The 18,723-nt window shown below is 63.9% G+C and carries 16 protein-coding genes; 15 read left to right on the forward strand and 1 reads right to left on the reverse strand.

Annotated elements, in window-relative coordinates:
• Positions 1 to 208: 208 nt before the first annotated feature.
• The 8 genes from Pla108_RS09230 (at position 209) to Pla108_RS09265 (ending at position 8,955) form a co-directional block, all read left to right on the forward strand.
• Positions 209 to 1,117 (forward strand): YybH family protein, encoded by a 909-nt coding sequence (locus Pla108_RS09230; RefSeq protein ID WP_146444647.1) that lies wholly within the window; start codon positions 209 to 211, stop codon positions 1,115 to 1,117.
• Between the two features lie 698 nt (positions 1,118 to 1,815).
• Positions 1,816 to 2,940, forward strand: coding sequence for a hypothetical protein (locus Pla108_RS09235; RefSeq protein WP_197526430.1), 1,125 nt, complete (start codon positions 1,816 to 1,818; stop codon positions 2,938 to 2,940).
• 6 nt (positions 2,941 to 2,946) lie between these two features.
• The gene (locus Pla108_RS09240; RefSeq protein WP_146444649.1) at positions 2,947 to 3,576 is read left to right on the forward strand and encodes an HdeD family acid-resistance protein; all 630 of its coding nucleotides are present in this window, start codon (positions 2,947 to 2,949) and stop codon (positions 3,574 to 3,576) included.
• Between the two features lie 41 nt (positions 3,577 to 3,617).
• The gene (locus tag Pla108_RS09245; RefSeq protein ID WP_146444650.1) at positions 3,618 to 5,204 is read left to right on the forward strand and encodes an arylsulfatase; all 1,587 of its coding nucleotides are present in this window, start codon (positions 3,618 to 3,620) and stop codon (positions 5,202 to 5,204) included.
• A 350-nt stretch (positions 5,205 to 5,554) separates the two neighbouring features.
• Positions 5,555 to 6,538: an HAD family hydrolase gene (locus tag Pla108_RS09250; RefSeq protein WP_146444651.1), complete on the forward strand. Its 984-nt coding sequence runs from the start codon at positions 5,555 to 5,557 to the stop codon at positions 6,536 to 6,538.
• A gap of 102 nt (positions 6,539 to 6,640) precedes the next feature.
• Positions 6,641 to 6,976 (forward strand): DUF3302 domain-containing protein, encoded by a 336-nt coding sequence (locus Pla108_RS09255; protein WP_146445093.1) that lies wholly within the window; start codon positions 6,641 to 6,643, stop codon positions 6,974 to 6,976.
• Positions 6,977 to 7,148: 172 nt separating this feature from the next.
• Positions 7,149 to 8,276: an HlyD family secretion protein gene (locus tag Pla108_RS09260; RefSeq protein ID WP_146444652.1), complete on the forward strand. Its 1,128-nt coding sequence runs from the start codon at positions 7,149 to 7,151 to the stop codon at positions 8,274 to 8,276.
• 190 nt (positions 8,277 to 8,466) lie between these two features.
• On the forward strand, positions 8,467 to 8,955 hold the full coding sequence (locus tag Pla108_RS09265) for an RrF2 family transcriptional regulator (protein WP_146444653.1): 489 nt from the start codon (positions 8,467 to 8,469) through the stop codon (positions 8,953 to 8,955).
• 43 nt (positions 8,956 to 8,998) lie between these two features.
• On the opposite strand, the gene Pla108_RS09270 is transcribed toward Pla108_RS09265, so the two are convergent.
• Positions 8,999 to 10,030 (reverse strand): LacI family DNA-binding transcriptional regulator, encoded by a 1,032-nt coding sequence (locus Pla108_RS09270; protein WP_146444654.1) that lies wholly within the window; start codon positions 10,028 to 10,030, stop codon positions 8,999 to 9,001.
• Between the two features lie 406 nt (positions 10,031 to 10,436).
• On the opposite strand from Pla108_RS09270, the gene Pla108_RS09275 reads away from it, so the two are divergent.
• From Pla108_RS09275 to Pla108_RS09305, 7 genes are all read left to right on the forward strand, one after another.
• Positions 10,437 to 11,147 carry a PEP-CTERM sorting domain-containing protein gene (locus Pla108_RS09275; protein ID WP_146444655.1) on the forward strand — a complete coding sequence of 237 codons (711 nt, stop codon included), beginning with the start codon at positions 10,437 to 10,439 and terminating at the stop codon, positions 11,145 to 11,147.
• A gap of 103 nt (positions 11,148 to 11,250) precedes the next feature.
• Complete coding sequence (locus Pla108_RS09280; RefSeq protein WP_146444656.1) at positions 11,251 to 12,405, forward strand: hypothetical protein; 1,155 nt, start codon at positions 11,251 to 11,253, stop codon at positions 12,403 to 12,405.
• A gap of 80 nt (positions 12,406 to 12,485) precedes the next feature.
• Complete coding sequence (locus tag Pla108_RS09285) at positions 12,486 to 13,580, forward strand: DUF1559 family PulG-like putative transporter (RefSeq protein ID WP_146444657.1); 1,095 nt, start codon at positions 12,486 to 12,488, stop codon at positions 13,578 to 13,580.
• Between the two features lie 28 nt (positions 13,581 to 13,608).
• Entirely contained in the window at positions 13,609 to 14,097 is a 489-nt protein-coding gene (locus Pla108_RS09290) for a hypothetical protein (RefSeq protein ID WP_146444658.1), read from the forward strand.
• A gap of 38 nt (positions 14,098 to 14,135) precedes the next feature.
• On the forward strand, positions 14,136 to 15,737 hold the full coding sequence (locus tag Pla108_RS09295) for a family 16 glycosylhydrolase (protein ID WP_197526431.1): 1,602 nt from the start codon (positions 14,136 to 14,138) through the stop codon (positions 15,735 to 15,737).
• 81 nt (positions 15,738 to 15,818) lie between these two features.
• On the forward strand, positions 15,819 to 17,699 hold the full coding sequence (locus Pla108_RS09300) for a glycoside hydrolase family 3 protein (protein ID WP_146444660.1): 1,881 nt from the start codon (positions 15,819 to 15,821) through the stop codon (positions 17,697 to 17,699).
• Between the two features lie 487 nt (positions 17,700 to 18,186).
• Positions 18,187 to 18,705, forward strand: a complete 519-nt coding sequence (locus tag Pla108_RS09305) for a sigma-70 family RNA polymerase sigma factor (RefSeq protein ID WP_146444661.1) — start codon at positions 18,187 to 18,189, stop codon at positions 18,703 to 18,705.
• Positions 18,706 to 18,723 lie beyond the last annotated feature (18 nt).

Here is an 18,723-nt window from a genome sequence, read left to right on the forward strand (position 1 = left end):
AACGTTAAAATGCGAAGCAATAAGCGGTATTTTGTTGACAGCTGGATCGCGGCGCCCAAAAACTACAGGTCGACCAGCCTGATCCATCCTGCCGCGCAGTGACGATCCCGCTGTGACTCCAGTTGGCGCCCGGTAGGTTTCGGAGTGCCATCACCTGCTCTTCACAATTCAACCCGGTCGTGCGGCAGAAGCCGCTGAGGGGAACTAGATGCGACTCTCGATTCTTGGGCTGCTGGTTGTGGGGGTGGCGGCGCCATGCCTCGCGGCTGACAGCGATCCCGCTGACGAGGTTAAGGGACGCTTTGCGGCCTACTTGGACGCCTTCAACGCGGGCGAAGCCGACCAAGTCGCCAAGTTTTGGTCCTCTGACGCCGTCTGCGTCGACGAAGGGACCGGCGAGCGGACCGAAGGCCAAGCCGCGATCACCGAAGGGTTCAAAACCTTCTTCGCCGGCGCAGCAGACGCCCGCCTGACCGGTGGGGTGAGCGAGGTGCGGTTGGTTCGGCCCGATGTGGCGATCGCCGAGGGCGTCGTCACGCTCTTCGTCCCGGGCGCCGAACCGACGCCGTCGTCCTTCACCGCGGTGCTGGTGAAGGAGTCGGGCGACTGGCTCATCGAGAGTTCACGAGAACGCGACCTGCCCAGCGCGGCGACGCCAGCCGATGCGCTCGAAGAGTTGGCCTGGCTGGTGGGCGATTGGCGGGACGACACCGAAGGGGTCGACGTCCAGACCACCGTCCGTTGGTCGGCGAACCAAGCCTTCTTGCTCCGCTCCTTTCAGGCCGACTACGGCGAAGGTGAATCGTTCGGAGGGACCCAGGTGATCGGCTGGGACCCCCGCTCTAAGCAATACCGCACTTGGACGTTCAACTCGGACGGCTCGTTCGGCGAGGGGGCGGTCTCGCGCAACGGCGACGCTTGGCTCATCAAGATGACGCACGTCGGCAGCGACGGCAGCGTCTCGGCAGGGACGCAGGTCCTGACACAAGTCGGCGCCGACACGATGCGGGTCGAGAAGATCGGCCAGACCGTCGATGGCGTCCCGGTCCCGAACGGCGACCCGGTGACGGTGGTGCGTATCGCTCCCGACGCTTCGGCCGAAGGAGCGGGGCAATGAACTGTCTTCGTTTTGCGGTCCTGCTGACGGCGGTCTTCGCCTGGACATCTAGCGCCGACGCGGTCGGTATGCGTGGTGGTGGGGGCGGGGGACGCATGGGGGGAGGCGGCGGGGCGCGGATGGGGGGCGGCGGAGCGCGCCCAAACATCAGCGCTCCCCGGCCGGCCCCGCGTCCCAACATCAGCGCGCCGCGACCGGCGCCGCGGCCGAATATCAGCCGGCCCGCTCCGACGCCGAACTTCAACCGTCCGACGCAGCGGCCGAACGTGAACATGCCGTCGGCCCGGCCCGGTGGCGGGCTGAAGCCCAACCTTCCGTCAACGGCAGGCCGTGTGCCGCCGAACTTGGGTTCGCGACCCGGAGGAACGCCTTCACTCGCTGGCCGACCGACAACGCGGCCGAGCGTCAGCTTGCCGACGGGTCCGTCGCGGCCTGGAACCAACCGCCCGAACCTCGGAGGCGGTAAGCTGCCCGGTGGCGCGAGACCTCCCGTCGCTGGCCTTCCCAATCGCCCAACCGTTCCCGGGGCTCGCCCTGGAACGGGCCCCGGCGTCGGCAATCGGCCCGGCGCCAACCGACCCGGGGGCGGCCCCGCACTAGCCGGTCGCCCCGGCGGCTCAGCGGGCGGATCACGGCCCACGCCCGGCAACGTGAAGGATTTTCTTGGTCTTGATAAGCCCCTCCGACCTGATGGGGGAGTGGCGACGACCCTCCCAGCACGGCCCGGCCAAACTCAGCGACCCGGCGGCGCAGGTCGCCCGGGGCTCGGTGATCGTCCGGGGCGTCCTGTCACCCTCCCTGGCGATCTGAATCGGCCCGGCGCACGCCCGGGAGGGGATCGACCGGGCCTAGCCGGCCGACCGGGTCGGCCCGATGGACGGCCTGGCGGGAGACCTGACGCCCGACCCGACTTCGGCAATCGTTGGGAGGGCAACAACGTCATCAATCGCCGGCCAAGCTGGGTCAACCTCAACAACAGCACCAACGTCAACCTGCATAACCGCTGGGACAACGCCTTCAGCCGACCCGGCTGGCAGACCCCCAGCCGCGGGCGCCTCGGGTACTGGAACGGCTGGGCCGACGGCGTGCGGCACAATTGGGGCCACTACCACCATCACCACGGTTGGTTCAACGCCGGCTGGTGGGGCGGCCACCCCTCTGGTGTGTGCGGCTGGCACTACGGCTACGCCCGCCGCAACTACGGCTGGAACTACTGGTGGACCGTCCCCGTCTGGGGAGCCGTGAGCAACTGGTTCACCTGGTCGGCGCCGCAGAACGCGTGGTCCGAGCCGGTCTATTACGACTACGGAACCGACGGCAACGTCGTCTACGAAGACAACCGCGTCTACATCGGCGGGACCGAGGTGGCGACTGCCGACGAGTTTGCGATGAGCGCGATGGACCTCGCCACCGTCGAGCCTCCGGCGAGTGAAGAGGAGGCCGCCGATGCGGAATGGATGCCCCTTGGCACGTTCGCCGTCTCGACCGACCAACGCGACACCGAACCGAGCCTCACGGTTCAACTCGCTGTCAATCGAGAAGGGGTCGTCGCCGGGACGCTCTACAACATCGAGACCGATGAGGCCCAGTCGCTCCAGGGGGCGGTCGATCGCGAGACACAGCGCGTGGCGATCCGCATCGGCGAGAGCGAAACCCTCGTCGCCGAAACGGGTCTCTACAACCTGACCCAAAACGAGGCGCCAGTGCTGGTTCACTTCGGCGCCGACAAGACGGAGAACTACCTGCTGGTCCGTCTCGACGCCCCCGACGACGATTCGGAAGCGACCGCCGATGGGGACGATCCCCCCGCCCCCACGAACTGAGTCTGTATGGCTGACGCTCTCTCAACCGCTGCGACGCCCCCCACCGGGGGTCTGACGCCCAACGAACGTGACGCCGTCATCGCGATCGCGGAGCTCTGGTGGATCCCGTTGGTGCGGGGCATGATGCTGGTCGCGCTGGGCGGCTATGCGTTGCTCACGCCGGGCGTCACCGTGATGGCTTACGCCTTTGTGATCGGCGCCTTCGTCCTCGCGGATGGCGTGCTAGCCGTTCTGGCAGGCGTTCTTGGATGGGTCGCGTCGCGCTGGTGGGCCCTCCTGCGTGGCGTGATCTGTATCGTCGCGGGTCTTTTCGTGTTAGCCCATCCCGCCTTCGTCGGCGTGATCGCCGTGACGACGCTCGTCATCTTGCTCGCGATCCAGTCGATCGTCGGCGGCGTGCTCGAGATCATCGCCGCGGTCCAAGAGCGAAAGCAGATTGAGGGCGAGTGGTGGCTGATCCTCGGCGGGCTGCTGTCGATCGTCTTCGGCGCGATCCTGCTCTCGGCGCCGCTCCTATCGGGTGGTCTCTTGGTGCAGGTCCTCGGCGTCTTCGCGATGATTGCCGGGTCGGTTCTCATCGTCGCGTCGTTCCGCCTGCGGTCGTTCGGCAAACGACAAGAAGCTCTTAGCGCGTAATTTTGTAACGAGAAACCCTTTTGAACCCGGAGAACTACTCCATGGCATCGCAACTCTCAACGCGACGGCTAGCCCTACAGTTGGGCTTGCTGTCGACCGCCCTCTACACGGCTGCGGCCGTCGCCGCCGACAAGCCGAACGTCCTGGTCATCTGGGGCGACGACATCGGCACGTGGAATATCAGCCACAACAGCCGCGGGATGATGGGCTACATGACGCCCAACATCGACCGCATCGCTAAGGAAGGCGTGTCGTTCACCGACTACTACGGCCAGCAGAGCTGCACAGCGGGCCGCGCGGCGTTCATCGCCGGCAACGTGCCGGTCCGCACCGGCATGACGAAGGTCGGCATGCCCGGCGCCGAGGAGGGCTGGCAAGAGACCGACGCCACCATGGCGGCCGTCATGAAGAGCCAGGGCTACGCGACCGGCCAGTTCGGCAAGAACCACCAGGGCGATCGTGACGAGCACCTCCCGACCAACCACGGCTTCGACGAGTTCTTCGGCAACCTCTACCACCTCAACGCCGAAGAAGAGCCGGAGAACGAGGACTACCCGGGCGACATGAAGCTCGCCAACGGGAAGACCTTCGAGGAGCAGTACGGCCCCCGTGGCGTGATCCACTCTTGGGCTCAAGAGGATGGCACGCAGAAGATCGAGGACACCGGCGCGCTCACCAAGAAGCGGATGGAAACGATCGACGACGAGACCATCAAGGAAGCCAAGCGGTTCATCAAAGAGCAGCACGAAGCCGGCAAGCCCTTCTTCTGCTGGTGGAACGGCACCCGGATGCACTTCCGGACGCACGTGAAAGAAGAACACCGCGGTATTTCGGGCGAGTCGGGCGACGAGTACCACGACGGCATGGTCGAGCACGATATGCACGTCGGTGAGTTGCTCGACCTACTCGACGAGCTCGGCATCGCCGACGACACGATTGTCCAGTACTCGACCGACAACGGCCCGCACTACAACACGTGGCCCGACGCCGGCACGACTCCCTTCCGCGGCGAGAAGAACTCCAACTGGGAGGGCGCCTATCGCGTTCCGGCGTTCATCCGCTGGCCCGGCAAGTTCCAAGAGGGCGTGACGCTCAATGGCATCGTCGCCCACGAGGATTGGCTGCCGACGTTCGCCGCCGCAGCAGGCGCGCCGGACATCAAGGAGAAGCTCGCCGAAGGGACCGAGCTGATCGGCCGCAAGTACCGCAACATGATCGATGGCTACAACCAATTGGCGTACCTGAAGGGCGAGACCGACGAGTCGCCCCGTAAGGAGTTCATGTACGTGAACGACGAAGGGCAGATCGTCGCCATCCGATACGACGCCTGGAAGGCGGTCTTCTTAGCCAACCGTGGCGTTCAGCTCGGCGTGTGGCAAGAGCCGTTTATCCCGCTGCGGATCCCCTATCTCTTCAACCTGCGTCGCGACCCCTTCGAGAAGGCGCAAGTCAACTCCAACACCTACTGGGATTGGTACCTCAGTCGCGCCTATGTCTTGCTGCCGATGCAGGACATCGCCGCCAAGTTCCTCAAGTCGATGGTCGAGTACCCGCCGAGCCAGACCCCCGGCTCGTTCAACCTCGACAAAGTGATCGAGCAGATCAAGAGCGGGGTCGGCTCGAAGTAAATTGGCTAATAACCCGGGCCGCCGACTCGCACGAGTCGGCGGCCCTTTTTTATGCACCTGAATAAGCGGTTCGGTCATGAGTTGGCGCGCCTTCGCCGTGATGTTTATGGCGGCTCTGACGACAAGCGAATCGGACGGGGGCGACGGTCCGGCGTCCCCGCCGCCTTTACGGCGAGCGAGACCCTCGACATCGGCCGCGATCTTGGGTCGTGCGTGTCGCCGGCTTGTTCGGAGCGGTCGCCCTTCCCCTTTAGTGGCGCCATTCAAGAGGTTCGCGTCGAGCTAACAGGCCTCAACCAATGAGCCGACGGCCCCGTCAGTAAGCCGATCCCCCCCAACCAACCCGACTTATGCGAATCCTACTTATCGCCGCCCTATTCAGCTGCTCGACCACGGCCCTTGCGGCGGACCCCCTGCCTAGTTGGAACGACGGTGACACCAAAGCGGCGATTCTCGACTTCGTTGAGGCCGTAACAACGGAGGGCGGCCCCGGCTTCGTGCCGATCGCCGAGCGGATCGCCACCTTCGACAACGATGGCTGCCTTTGGGCCGAGCAGCCGGCGTACTTCCAACTCGCCTTCTCGATCGATCGCGTTAAGGCGTTGGCGGACGACCATCCCGAGTGGAAGACGACCGAGCCGTTCAAGAGTGTGCTCGCCGACGACCTGAAAGCCGTGGCGGGCCAGGGCATGAAGGCGGTCGCCCAGATCGCCATGGTCGCCCACGCCGACATGACCGCCGACGAGTTCGAAGCCTCCGCGCGCGATTGGCTGAATACGGCGGTTCACCCGAAGCTCGGCCGCCGGTACGTCGACTGCGTCTACCAGCCCCAGCTCGAACTCCTCAGCTACCTTCGCGCCAACGGATTCAAGACCTTCATCGTCTCGGGAGGCGGCATCGATTTCCTGCGGGTCTTCGCCGAGGAGGCGTACGGCATCCCGCCCGAGCAGGTGGTCGGCACCAGTATCAAGGCGACCTACGAGCTGCGTGACGGCGTGCCCGTTATCATCAAGCAACCCGAACTCGACTTTGTTGACGACAAGGCGGGCAAGCCCGTTGGCATCTATCAGCATATTGGTCGTCGACCGCTCCTGGCCTGCGGCAACTCGGACGGCGACCTGCAGATGCTACAGTACACGACGATTCCGAGGAACGAGGAGGACGACACGCCCCGGCTGGGCATCCTCCTTCATCACACGGACGCCGACCGCGAGTTCGCCTACGACCGCGAATCGTCTGTCGGCCGCCTTGACGTCGCCCTGGATGAGGCCTCATCGCGCGGCTGGATCGTCATTGACATGGCGCAAGATTGGGCGACCATCTTCCCCGAATAGTGGTTATAGAACGGTAGAGCGCCGGAGTCGATTCATCAGTTCTTGGTGTCGGACTGACGGTTTCTCTCGTCGCTATTCTCAAGCGAAAAAGTAAAAGTGACCATGGTCATCGCTTCCGGCTACGCGTTCGCGTCGCTCGGCCCGTTCATCAGCGGGATCGCATTGGTGGCGATGCTCGTCTTCGCGTTGGCAGGTCTTGCCGTTTTGCTGTATTTGGCCGACTTGCCCGGGCGCATCGCTGCCGGCCGAGGGCATCCGCAGGCGGCGGCGGTGCGGGTGGCCGGCTGGCTTGGCTTACCGACCGGAGTCCTGTGGGTGCTGGCGATGGTTTGGGCCTACGCCGGATCGACGGCCAGAGGAGACTCGAACCGGCAACTCAACGAGCTCGAGGCCGCAGTAACCCGCCTCGAGAACTCTCACGCAGGAGGCCGCGCATGATCCCGGCAATCTTGACCTGTGTGTTCGTCGCTTGGCTCTACCGGTCCCTCAATCCAACAGAATCCTCGGCGGTGAACCCGGCAACGGCGGACTCCTGCAACCAACGACTCGCCCAGCTGACCGAGCGCGTCAACGCGATCGCCTCGTCGGAACAAAGAAGGGGGCGATCGTCATGATGTGGATCCTTGCGGGACTTTACTGTCTCGCTATCTGGCTCGTCTTTGCAAAGTGGCGACTGCTCCGGCTGTCGCTGCCGCTCGCGATTGTCCTTGGCTCGGTCGGTCCGGCCTTGATTGTCGCGCTGCTGTTCTGCGCCCAGTACTACCACCCCTTTACGTCCCAGGCGATTGTCCTGCAGAAGACGGTTCCCATCGTGCCGCAGGTGCAGCAACGGGTCCGCGTCACCAAGATCGTCGCCGCTCCCAACGAACCCCTGAAGGCGGGCGACACGCTCTTCGAGCTCGATCGCGCTCCGCTCGAGAACGCGGTCGAGCGGCTCTCGGCCGCCGTGGCCGAGGCCGAGCAGGCGGTGAAGGTCGCCGAGTCGTCGATCGACACGGCCGACGCGGCGGTCACCCGCGCCAAAGCGGACCTCGCCTTTATGGTGAAAGAGCGCGACCGAGACTCCAAGCTGGTGGAGTCTCAGACCATCACTCAGGAGGAGTACGACCTCACCCTGACACGCTATCAACAGGCGTCGACAGCTCTCGACCAAGCGAACGCCGCACAACGTCAGGCGGTGCTGGGCGTGGAGCTCTCAAAAGCGAAGCTAGCCCAAAGCCGGTCGGCATTGAAGGACGCCGATTACGACCTGAAACAAGCTGTTGTCGTCGCTCCCGCTGACGGATTCGTCACCAATGTCCAGCTGCTGCCAGGGACCATGGTGGGGGGCGTCGGCGGGGGGTCCGTCATGACCTTTATTAAGCACTCGGAAGACGACGAGGCAGGGATCGTCGTCGCGATGCTCGATCAAAAGAACTTCTTACTCGTCGAGCCGGGCCAGTACGCCGAGGTTGCTCTCAAGCTCTATCCGGGCCGAATCCTGACCGGCAGGGTGATCGGCGTCATCGACGTCTCCGGGTCGGGACAGTTGCTTGCAACCGGCCAACTTCCCGACGACATCGCCACGGGCCCGCCGACGCGCTTCGCCGCGAAAATCCAGCTCGACGAGGCCGCCTCGCTGCGGCTCCCCGGGGGTGCGAGGGGCTGCGCCGCCGTCTATACGCAGCATGTCCAGGTGGCCGGGATCCCCGTGATGTTCGTCACTCGAGCGCAGAGCTGGTTGAATTACCTGTGGTGACCATATGGCGGCGCGATGCTCGCTACCGGCGGACTTTCGGATCGATAATGGGTAGGCGCCCTCCTGCACAAGAAGATAGGCTTGTCTGCTTGCCTCTCGGGAGGTGGTCGAACAGGGCAAGGGCCCAGGGCTCGCTTGCCTTCGTTCGTATCGACTCCATAGAACCGTTATTAGCAAGCTAGTTCCAGCGATGCTCGTTTCTCAGACCGCCGAGTACGCCCTCCGAGCCGTCGTTTGGCTGGCTCAGAATCCGGGAGCGCCTCAGACTTCGCAACAACTCACCGACGGCACACGCGTGTCGGCGAGCTATTTGCCGAAGGTGCTGCAACCTCTGGGGCGGGCCGGTATTATCGATAGCCAACGCGGCATCAACGGCGGTTACTCGCTCGCCCGCGATCCCGAAGGGCTTTCGGTCCTCGAGATCATCAACTGCGTCGACCCCATCCAGCGCATCACAAGCTGTCCGCTGAACCTGCAGACCCATGCGGCCGGTTTGTGCCCGTTGCACCGACTCCTCGACGACGCGATGGCCGACGTCGAACAGCGATACGGCGCCATGATGATCGGCGAACTCCTGCGCCGGGATACCGGTCTCAAACCGTTGTGCGAATCGACGCCTGCCGTCCTCTCGATCGCACCGCTCGCGTCGAATTCGAGCGAAGCAAAGCAACCGAGATGACCGGTCGGACTCGGATGCGGTAAGAGGTCGCGTCCGCCTCGCGTTAGTTCTTGTGGCGAGGGCCACGAATCACGGGTTTGATTTCACTCGGCGCCGGCCCCGTGGTGTCACCAACATCGAGCCACGCCTCGTAAGTGCGGTCGTCACGGTTGCGGGGGTCTTTCGCCGCCGCCACTGCGAGTTGGAAAGCGGTCCGTCCTAGCGACCGGGAATCTTGCCGGACCGCCGTCATCCGTGGCCAGACCGTCGAAGTCTGGTCGTCGTCATCGAATCCGACCAGCGACAGGTCGCTTCCGAGGCGGAGCCCGAGGTCGTGGCACTCGATCATGGCGCCGACCGCAACGAGCGGGTCCGCAATGAAGACCGCGGTAGGTCGATCGGACGCGCTAACCAAATTGCGGAGCAGTTGCCGGCCGTCGGCGCGGTGCGGCGGCAACCGCTTGACGAGTCGGTCGTCGAGGAGGCCGTGGGTGCTGAGCACCTCGCGGTAAGCGCGGAGGCGGTCGAGGTGATCGCCGTCATCTCGTTCGCAAGAGGCGAAGGCGATCCTCGTGTGACCGAGCGCGATGAGGTGCTCCATCGCCTCGCGACTCGCGGGGGTCGAATCGGCGTAGACGAAGCGTAGGGCGGGGCATTCGAAGTGATCGCCGAGGACCACCACGGGCACGCCTTCCTCGGCCATGCGGAGCAACTCGGGGCGCTGTTCGGCGGTGTTCCTTGCGATCAACGCGGCGACCCCCTTGCGGTCGCAGAATTGCTGCAACGACTCGCCGCCCGCGCGGTCGCGTCCGAGGTCGAGCAAGCAGAGGTCGAACTCGGTCTCGCTCATGGCCTCGGCCATGCCATCGAGGCACGCCGCGTCGTACGGGCCGGCGAGGCTCCAGCGACCGGTGTAGACCAAACCGATGGTCTGGTTCCGAGTACGCCGCACCGCCGGTCGGTACGCGCAATCGTCAACCGCCTTGAGGACATTGCGGCGAAGCGTCGGGTCGACGTTGTCGGCGCCGTTCATAACCCGCGAGACGGTAGCAATCGAAACGCCGGCGGTTTTCGCCACTTCGCGGATAGAAGCCATTGAGAGATCCTGCGCCGTGTAACTGTTTCTCTTATCATGCCCCGGCGGCGGGGGATGTCAAGTAAGATCGGCCAAGTAGATTGCGGCGATTTCTCCATCAACCGCGCGTTCAAGCAGCAAGCAAATCCCGCAAATCAATACAATCGGCTTGACAGGCGGTCGGCTCCGATTAACATCGAGTAACAGTTATCGGTGCGTTCACGGGCTCGCCCGCCGACCGCTTCGGAGCTCGCCGGCTGTCGTGGCGGCCCTACTGTCTATTCAGCTGCTCTCATCACACGGCTTTTTCTCGACGATTCTCTCGACGATTTATCTATTCCTGGCGGTTCCTGGCGGCGACGGGCTGAATTGGCGACGGGCTGAATCCTCGCCCCCTGCGCTCGCTCTCTTCGACGGAGGTGATCTTGTGATTCGCACCCTGGTAGCTCTGACCTTGTTTGCCGCTGCGCCGTGGGCGCAGGGCGCGACCGTCACGGTCGCCGACTCAACCGGCCCCTGGCAGGGCTACATGAACGTCTCCGAGCTGCCCGAGAACGGCGGTGGATTCGTGTTCGGAAACTCGTGGGGCGTCCCTGACCTCGTGGCGAACTTCGACGACGGCGCCGGCACGCTGGCTCTCTCGCCCAACACGATCGGCGACGTTAACGAGTTCTGGTACCAGAACACCACCGGCACGGCGGCCGATCCGACCAATCCCGGCGGCCCGGGCCAACGCGGGAACAAGGTCATGGAAGCGAACCTGTACATTGAGGTCGGCGACGACTCGCTGGCTGGACAGACCGTAACGTTCGAGGGGACCGTCCTCTCCAACACCTACACCGCTGCCCACAGCGCGTCGATCTTCATCCGTGACTTCGCCCCGGACTACAGCAGTTCGAACGACATCTTCGTGCCGGTGTCTCCCGGGCCGTTCAGCGTTAGCCTCGTGACCGATCCCGGCCTCGGGCGGCACGTGCAGTATGGCTTCCAGAGCAAAGGCGAGAATGTCTGGGTTACCGACACCGCGCCGTTCGGCAGCGTCGTCATCGGCACCGTCGGCGTCGTTCCCGAGCCAACGACAGCCGCGATTGTCGGCATGCTGGGCCTCGCTGGCTTTGCCACGAAGCGGCGTCGCTGATTGATACTCGGGGTTTCGCCGGGCCGGGTGGGGCCCGGCGAGACCTCCCTATTCTCATCCCCTTGTCACAACGTCTCCACTTGAGCAACTAGGAACGATCGCAATGGCCATTAAACGCACCTTGCAACGGCTACTTACGTTGGCGTGCGCCGTTTCCCCCGGCCTGGCTCTTGGGGCCGAGGCGTACCCCGTCTTCACCGACCCCAACTCCGATGGGCTGGGATTCGGCGTAACCGACGCCTTCGTCTACGGCGGCTACGGCATCGACGTGGGAGGACCGTTTGCGGTCTACAACCAAAACTTTAGCGGCCCTTGCTGCCACGGCGGTGGGATCTCGGTGCCCGTCTCGAACGGCGAGAACGAAATCAATATGTCATTGGACGGACCGACCAACGGCGACCTAAACGAAGACATCCCCAACACAACGCCGGCCAACAGCATCTTCTCGACGATCGGCAACCCCAGCGGCAAACTCGAGAACGGCAACGTCCTCCGCTTCTCCGCCTGGTTTAAGTCGGACCCTTTGAACCCCATCGTCGTCGACCCGCAGATCCAGCCGGTCCTCAAGTTTGAGATCTGGAAGGAAGCCCTCAGCACCAACGCCGATACGAATGGCGGGCAGATCCAACCCACCTACGGCGACAAGATCTTCGACCAAGAACAGCACGGCGGCGCTCTGCAGATCCCCGTGGTCGATCGAGCCCAGTGGATTGATTTCAACGGGGATGGACAGGTGATCGACGGCGCCGCCGCTGGCGATGGCCGGGTCTCGCAGCTCAGCACCGAGGAGTGGACCCTCGTCGAGACGACCTACACGATCAACGACTTCGACTGGATCGGTATCGGCGATGATATCTACACCGTCGAGGACGTCGAAGAGGTCCGCGCGGTGATGTTCCTAGGCGACTTTGCCGGAAATGACCTGACGGGCGATGGCGACGGCGGAAACCTTCTGGTCGACAACCTCTTGGTTGAAGTCTTCCGCAACGCGGCGTCGGTAACAGCGAACCTGAACCCCGTGCCGGATAACGAGACTCTTGTGGGGGACTACAATTCCGACGGCTTCGTCAACGCAGCCGACTACACCACATGGCGCGATGGCGACTCGCCCGACAGCAGCCAAGCGGGCTATGACGCGTGGGCTGCTAACTATGGCGCCAGCGCCGCGACGTCGCTCGCGGTGCCCGAACCGGTGGCCGCTTCGATGGCGGCCCTGGGGCTGGCGGTTGTCGCCGGTCGGCGTCGGTCGAATCGGTAGCGGGGTGGGAGCGGGCGGCGCCCCCCGTCTTGGCGCCGCCCGCTTGCTTTTTTCATTTCCTCTTCTCCCAGCGCAATCCCATGCCTTTACCGCGAAGCAATCGCCGAACTGGCTTCACCTTGGTCGAGCTCTTGGTGGTGATCGCCATTATTGGCATCTTGGTCGCGTTGCTCCTGCCCGCGGTTCAGGCCGCCCGCGAAGCGGCTCGCCGCGCTGCTTGCACCAACGGGATGAAGAACCTCGCGCTAGCGGTGCTCAATCACCACGACGTGAACGGGCACTTCCCGATCAGCGGTGGTTATTTCGACCCCGGCGCCGAGGAGCCTAACGTCACCGCCGCAGTGGCGGCAGGAAATCCGATGAACGGCGCCGGCTGGATTGTGCGTTTACTCCCGCAGATCGAAGAGCAATCGCTCTATGATCGGTTCCAAGCGGGCGGCGCATTCGAGGGCCAGTTCCGCAGCGCCATCTGTCGATCGCCTCGGCCCAATTTCGGTATGGGCTCGATGGTAAATGGTATTTCGGTTCCTGAACTCGCTCAGACGCGGCTGGCGATCCTGTCCTGCCCCAGCGATGATTACACGAAGCAACTGAGCAGCACTCAATGGCAGTGGCAGGGGTGTGATGTCGCCACCACCAACTACAAGGGCGTTCTCGGGGACACTTGGGCTAACCAAAGCGCCGGGAGCGTCTTCAATAACGACGGATCTCAATTCCCTAGCGGGATGCACACTCGCAACCGCCTTGGCGTTTCGGTCAGTCCGGCCGCGCTGACGCCGGACGATCGCGACTGCCATCGTGGCACGCGCTGCAACGGCATTTTTTACCGGGACACCTGGGTCAAACCGGTGACTCTAGCAAAGGTCACCGACGGCACGTCGAAGACCGTCTTAATTGGCGAAGACCTGCCCGAATACAACGACCACTCGGCTGCGTACTATTCCAATGGCGATTGGTCGTCATGCAACACGCCGCTCAACTACGGGTTGACCCGCGCGGATGTCGAGACCTTCCGGGCCGACTTTTGGGACGCCCAGGGATTCCGCAGCCGCCACCCAGGCGGCGCTCAGTTTGCTCGTGTCGATGGGTCCGTCGCGTTCGTGTCCGACTCCGTTGACAACGATTACTACCGGACGAGTTGCACACGCGACGGCGGCGAAGCGGTTTCTCCGTAGGCAACATAGGTCAGCTAGGATCATAAAAATGAAGCGTCTCTCAGTTGCCGATGGAGTCATTCTTTCGGTTCGAGGGTTTCACACCACTTGGCGACTGCTCACGCTCGGGGTGACGATCGTCGCCGCGACCGGGTGTGGAGGCTCCGCCGCCAAGTTAAGTGGAACGGTGTCGCTAGACGGTGAGACGATCCAAGCGCAAGACGGCTTCCGTGGCACCGTCATGTTTGAACCGACCTCGGACGGCGGCGCCCCTGCCACTGGGGTTGTCGACGAGAGCGGCCACTACGAGGCGATGACAGGAGCTGAACGGGGGCTTATGCCCGGCGATTACGCGGTGGCGGTGAGCATCGTCAAAGTCACCCCTCCCCGTAGCGAAGGAGAGATGCCATCAGCGCAGCGCATCTCGCCGATGTCTTACAGCAGCTCACGCACTTCGGGCCTTTCGGTGTCGGTGCGAGCTGGTTCGAACAATTACGACATCGCAATTGATACCGAACAAGGGAAGAACGAAGGGTGAAATACTCAACTTCAGAGTCCGCGGCAGCGAGTCAGATGGTGATTCGTTCGGCTTTTCTGCTGGCGCTCATTGGTCTGTCGCCAGTCCAATCGATCGCCGCCGATTCGCCTGGCTGGGATCTGGTCTGGAGCGATGACTTCGACACGATTGACACCCAGCGGTGGGAGCGGGTGTTCAGCACCCAGCCCACCAATAACTCGTTGCAAGCTTACCTGCCGAACCAGCTAGCCGCCGTGGACGGCAACCTCGTCATCACGGCGACCGACACCCCTTACCAAAACCTTCCCTACCGCTCGGGGCAGGTCATTAGCAAGGCGGAGCAACGCTACGGCCGCTGGGAGGTCCGCGCGGACTTGCCGACCTCGCAGGGCAACTGGCCGGCGATCTGGCTGCTGCCCGACGTGTCGAAGGTCAATTGGCCCAGCGGCGGCGAGATCGACATCATGGAGAACCGCGGCAATCAGCCGACGCTCACCAGCAGCGCATTCCACTACGGAACCAACCCGCCCTATCAACACAACTTCGTCTACGACGAACAGCGGACGTCGAACGTCGGACAGATTGTCGACTTCCACAGCGGCTTTCACACCTACGCGGTCGACTGGACCCCGGACTACCTGCGTTTTTATGTCGACGGCGTGAATTACTACACCGTGCACGACGCGGACGTCGGCGGGTTCCTCTCGCAGAACACCCAGCCGATGCAGCTGGTGATTAATAACGCGATCGGCGGCGATTTTCTTCCCAACCCCGATGCGACGTCCGTTTGGCCGCAGCAAATGCTCATTGACTGGGTCCGCGTCTACGAAGCCTCGGAGGGGCCGGCCCAGTACGAGTTCGTGAACGGTGGCTTCGAGGACAATGGCGGCACGCTCGCCGGGTGGTCGGTCTTCGGCAACGACTTGCTCGATAACCCGAACGTTTCGACAAGCGGCGTCGAGACGCTCGGCGGCGCCGCGGCGCTCAAGGTCTTCGGTCCCTACAACGGGACCAGCTACGCGGGTGTCACGCAGGGGATCACCGTTGAGGGGGGGGCTTCGGTCACGGCGTCGCTCTCGGCGATGGTCCGCTCGGCCGACCCTCTGCTCGGTGGCAATGAGGCGTTTCTCAAGATCGAGTTTTACGACGCGTTTGGCGCCAAGTACGGCACTCAACAACTGCTCGACGAGCAGCAAGTGGTCATCGCCAACAACCAGACCGCTACCGACGCTTGGCAGACGCAGCAGCTCGAGGCCGTCGCACCCGAGGGGGCGGTCGAGGCGAGACTGGCGATCGTCTTCCACCAACCCGCCCGCGACGCCGGCTCGGTCTACCTCGACGGGGTGGCGTTCGGCGTGACCCCCACCGTCGCCCAAGGCGACTTCAATGGCGACGGGGTCGTCGATGCGGCCGACTACACCGTCTGGCGAGACACCAACAACGCGACCGGTCCCGCGCTCGCTGCCGACGCCAATGGGGACGGCCGCGTCGACGCGTTGGACCTCGAACGTTGGCGTGAAGGCTACGGCGCCAAGGCGCCAGGGGCGGCGTCGTCGGCCTCGGTCCCCGAGCCATCGTCGGCGGTTGCGGTTATGATCTCTGGGCTGACGCTTGCGGGGTCGCGAGGAATCGCCCCGGCCCGAACGCCGGCCGCCCGCTGAGGGATCGCAAACGGCCTTCCCCAATCGCAGCGATGAATCCAACCCGTGATGAGCTCAAACGACTCTGTGAATAGCCCAAGCATGCGACACACCGACCGACGCCGCCGCTGGATCTCCCTTGTCGCCATCGTGGCGGCGTTCGCCGCTTGCGCCGCACACGGTGTCGCCAAGCCGAACGCGTCGCCGAGTTCGATCGACTATCGGTCGTTCGACGAGGTCGTGACGCCAATCCTCGGGCGAATGACGCTCGCCGAGAAGGTCGGCCAGATGACGCAAGTCGACCTGGCTGGCCTGTCGGATGTCGATGAAGTCCGCACGCTGGCGCTCGGCTCGGTCCTCAGTGGCGGAAACTCCGATCCCGAGAAAGGCAACTCCCGCGAAGCCTGGGCGGCGACTTACGAGTCCTGCCAGCAGAAGGCGGTCGCCAGCCGGCTTGGCGTGCCAATCCTCTACGGCGTCGACGCGGTCCACGGACACAACAACGTGCTTGGTGCTGTCATCTTCCCGCACAACATCGGCCTTGGCTGCGCGAACGACGCCGACTTGGTGGAACGGATTGGACGCGTCACCGCGTTAGAAGTTCGGGCGACTGGCACCCAGTGGGATTTCGCCCCCTGCATCGCCGCCGCGCGAGACGACCGGTGGGGACGCACTTACGAGAGCTACTCCGAAGACCCCGCCCGCATTGCCCCGCTCGGCGCGGCAATGGTCCGCGGCCTGCAAGGGGACGATCTCCGCTTGCCGACGAGCGTGCTGGCGTGCGCCAAACACTTTGTCGGTGACGGCGGGACATCGGCCGAAATCAAGAAGTCCCGTTTCACCGGCCAGGTCGGGCTGACGCTCGACCAGGGCGACACCCGCTGCGACGAAGCGACCCTCCGCCGGCTGCATGTGGCGCAGTACCCGGCGTCGATCGCTGCGGGGGTGGGGACCATCATGCCGTCTTACAGCAGCTGGAACGGCGAGAAATGCACGAGCCACACATGGCTTCTCACGGACCTGCTGAAGAACGAACTCGGATTCGATGGCTTCTTGATTTCCGATTACGACGCCATCGATCAGTGCCACGACGACTACAAGACCGCGATTGGGCTCGCCATTAACGCCGGCATCGATATGGCGATGGTGTCGAAGCGGCACCACGAGTACCTCGAGTTGTTGACCGAACTTGTCGAGGAGGGCGAGGTGCCGATGGCCCGTATCGACGACGCCGTACGACGCATCCTCCGGGTGAAAGCCGCAATGGGTCTACTCGACTCGGACTACCAACCGGGCGTTGACGCCCAGGCCGGGGCGGAGTTTGGCTCTTCCAACCGACGCGACCTGGCGCGCGAAGCGGTCCAGAAGTCGCTGGTCTTACTCAAGAACACCGGGATCGCCCCCCTGCGGCCCGACGCCGGCCGCGTCCACGTCGCTGGCGCCAAGGCGGACGACCTCGGCGTTCAGTGCGGCGGCTGGACGATCGATTGGCAGGGCCAGCCTGGTGACGTGACGACCGGAGGAACGACGCTGCTGCAGGGCGTCCGAGACGTGGCGTCCGAGGCGGAGGTCACCTTCGACGCCGACGGCGCCAACGCCGCGGGGGCCGACTATGCCATCGTCGTCGTTGGGGAACCTCCCTACGCCGAGGGGTTTGGTGACGACGCCGATCTCGAACTCCCGGCGGAAGACCTGGCGGTGATCCGGCGGGTGCGTGAAGCGGGCGTGCCAATGGTCCTGGTGGTGCTTTCCGGCCGGCCGGTGGTCCTGGATGAAGCGACCGTCGATGGCGCCGACGCGATCGTCGCCGCTTGGCTACCCGGCACCGAAGGGGCCGGCGTCGCCGATGTTCTGTTCGGGCAGACCAAGCCGACCGGCACGCTCTCGTTCACCTGGCCGCGATCGGCCGCCCAGCACCCGATCAACGAGGGCGACGAGAGCTATGACCCGTTCTTCCCGTACGGCCACGGCCTGACCTACTGATGGTCCTTGAAGCGGATGGTCCTTGAAGCGGATGGTGCTTGAAGCGGATGGTCCTTGAAGCGGATGGTCCTTGAAGCGGATGGTCCTTGAAGGCCTTCGGCGGACCGTCGCTGCCGATCGCTGGATCGGGTCCCCTAGCGATCTCGCACACGCCGCCTAAGACGAGCCCCTGAGACGACGAGTCGGGGCCCGATGTCTCTCTGATGGGCCAAAGGCGACCACGACGACATCTTACGGCGGCCTATGGCCATCTTGCTGCTGGTTTTGCTCTCGGCGCGAGTGGCGGCCGCTCGCGGCAGCCGTAAGCCCTTACCCTGCAGGCACTTGCGGCTCGACAGGCCCCGCAGTCGACAATCGCCGCCGCGTCTTTGCCTCTCCAATCCGGCATTTTGGTGGGGATTGTCGTACCAATTCGGCCCTTTCGCGTGCTGATATAGGTGGCGACGCGATTTCTAGTCAGTTCCGATTGCTTCTCCTCTCTTCGCTTATGGAAAGTCGTCGAAACGATTTCGCCCGCACGTTCGCCAAGAATCAGAGTTGGCTCTACGCCTACCTGGTGACCCTACTGGGGAACGTAGCGGACGCCGACGAGGTGTTTCAGGAAGTCTGTGTGGTGCTGTGGAGCGATTACGAGACCTTCGACCCCGAAACCAACTTCAAACGCTGGGCAAGCGTCATTGCCCGCAACCGCGTGCTCGGGTTCCGGACGAAGCAACAACGAGAAGCAAGACGGCTATCCGATGTCGCGATTGAACTGCTTGCTGAAGAGGCGGTCGAGAGAGCCGAGTTGCTCGAAGAACGCCGCGTGGCGTTGCACGGGTGTCTCGACAAGCTGTCGACGACCGATCGACAGCTCGTTGCGAAGTGCTACGGGGACGCGAATCGTTCGTTCCTCAACGTCGCCGAGCAACTTGGGCGACCTGTGAACACGGTTTACAAGGCTCTGCAACGGGTGCGGAGGTCCTTGCGAGAGTGCGTGGATCGACAGGTCAACGCGCAGCTCTGAGGCGTCGCGGACGCATCA

This window comes from Botrimarina colliarenosi, from assembly GCF_007859955.1.
GTDB lineage: Bacteria > Planctomycetota > Planctomycetia > Pirellulales > Lacipirellulaceae > Botrimarina > Botrimarina colliarenosi.

What these genes read in the sequence shown, in the direction of transcription:
- Pla108_RS09230 (WP_146444647.1), top strand. Translation starts at nt 209, where the DNA reads ATGCGACTCTCGATTCTTGGGCTGCTGGTTGTGGGGGTGGCGGCGCCA.
- Pla108_RS09240 (WP_146444649.1), top strand. Translation starts at nt 2,947, where the DNA reads ATGGCTGACGCTCTCTCAACCGCTGCGACGCCCCCCACCGGGGGTCTG.
- Pla108_RS09245 (WP_146444650.1), top strand. Translation starts at nt 3,618, where the DNA reads ATGGCATCGCAACTCTCAACGCGACGGCTAGCCCTACAGTTGGGCTTG.
- Pla108_RS09250 (WP_146444651.1), top strand. Translation starts at nt 5,555, where the DNA reads ATGCGAATCCTACTTATCGCCGCCCTATTCAGCTGCTCGACCACGGCC.
- Pla108_RS09255 (WP_146445093.1), top strand. Translation starts at nt 6,641, where the DNA reads ATGGTCATCGCTTCCGGCTACGCGTTCGCGTCGCTCGGCCCGTTCATC.
- Pla108_RS09260 (WP_146444652.1), top strand. Translation starts at nt 7,149, where the DNA reads ATGATGTGGATCCTTGCGGGACTTTACTGTCTCGCTATCTGGCTCGTC.
- Pla108_RS09265 (WP_146444653.1), top strand. Translation starts at nt 8,467, where the DNA reads ATGCTCGTTTCTCAGACCGCCGAGTACGCCCTCCGAGCCGTCGTTTGG.
- Pla108_RS09270 (WP_146444654.1), bottom strand. Translation starts at nt 10,030, where the DNA reads ATGGCTTCTATCCGCGAAGTGGCGAAAACCGCCGGCGTTTCGATTGCT.
- Pla108_RS09280 (WP_146444656.1), top strand. Translation starts at nt 11,251, where the DNA reads ATGGCCATTAAACGCACCTTGCAACGGCTACTTACGTTGGCGTGCGCC.
- Pla108_RS09285 (WP_146444657.1), top strand. Translation starts at nt 12,486, where the DNA reads ATGCCTTTACCGCGAAGCAATCGCCGAACTGGCTTCACCTTGGTCGAG.
- Pla108_RS09290 (WP_146444658.1), top strand. Translation starts at nt 13,609, where the DNA reads ATGAAGCGTCTCTCAGTTGCCGATGGAGTCATTCTTTCGGTTCGAGGG.
- Pla108_RS09300 (WP_146444660.1), top strand. Translation starts at nt 15,819, where the DNA reads ATGCGACACACCGACCGACGCCGCCGCTGGATCTCCCTTGTCGCCATC.
- Pla108_RS09305 (WP_146444661.1), top strand. Translation starts at nt 18,187, where the DNA reads ATGGAAAGTCGTCGAAACGATTTCGCCCGCACGTTCGCCAAGAATCAG.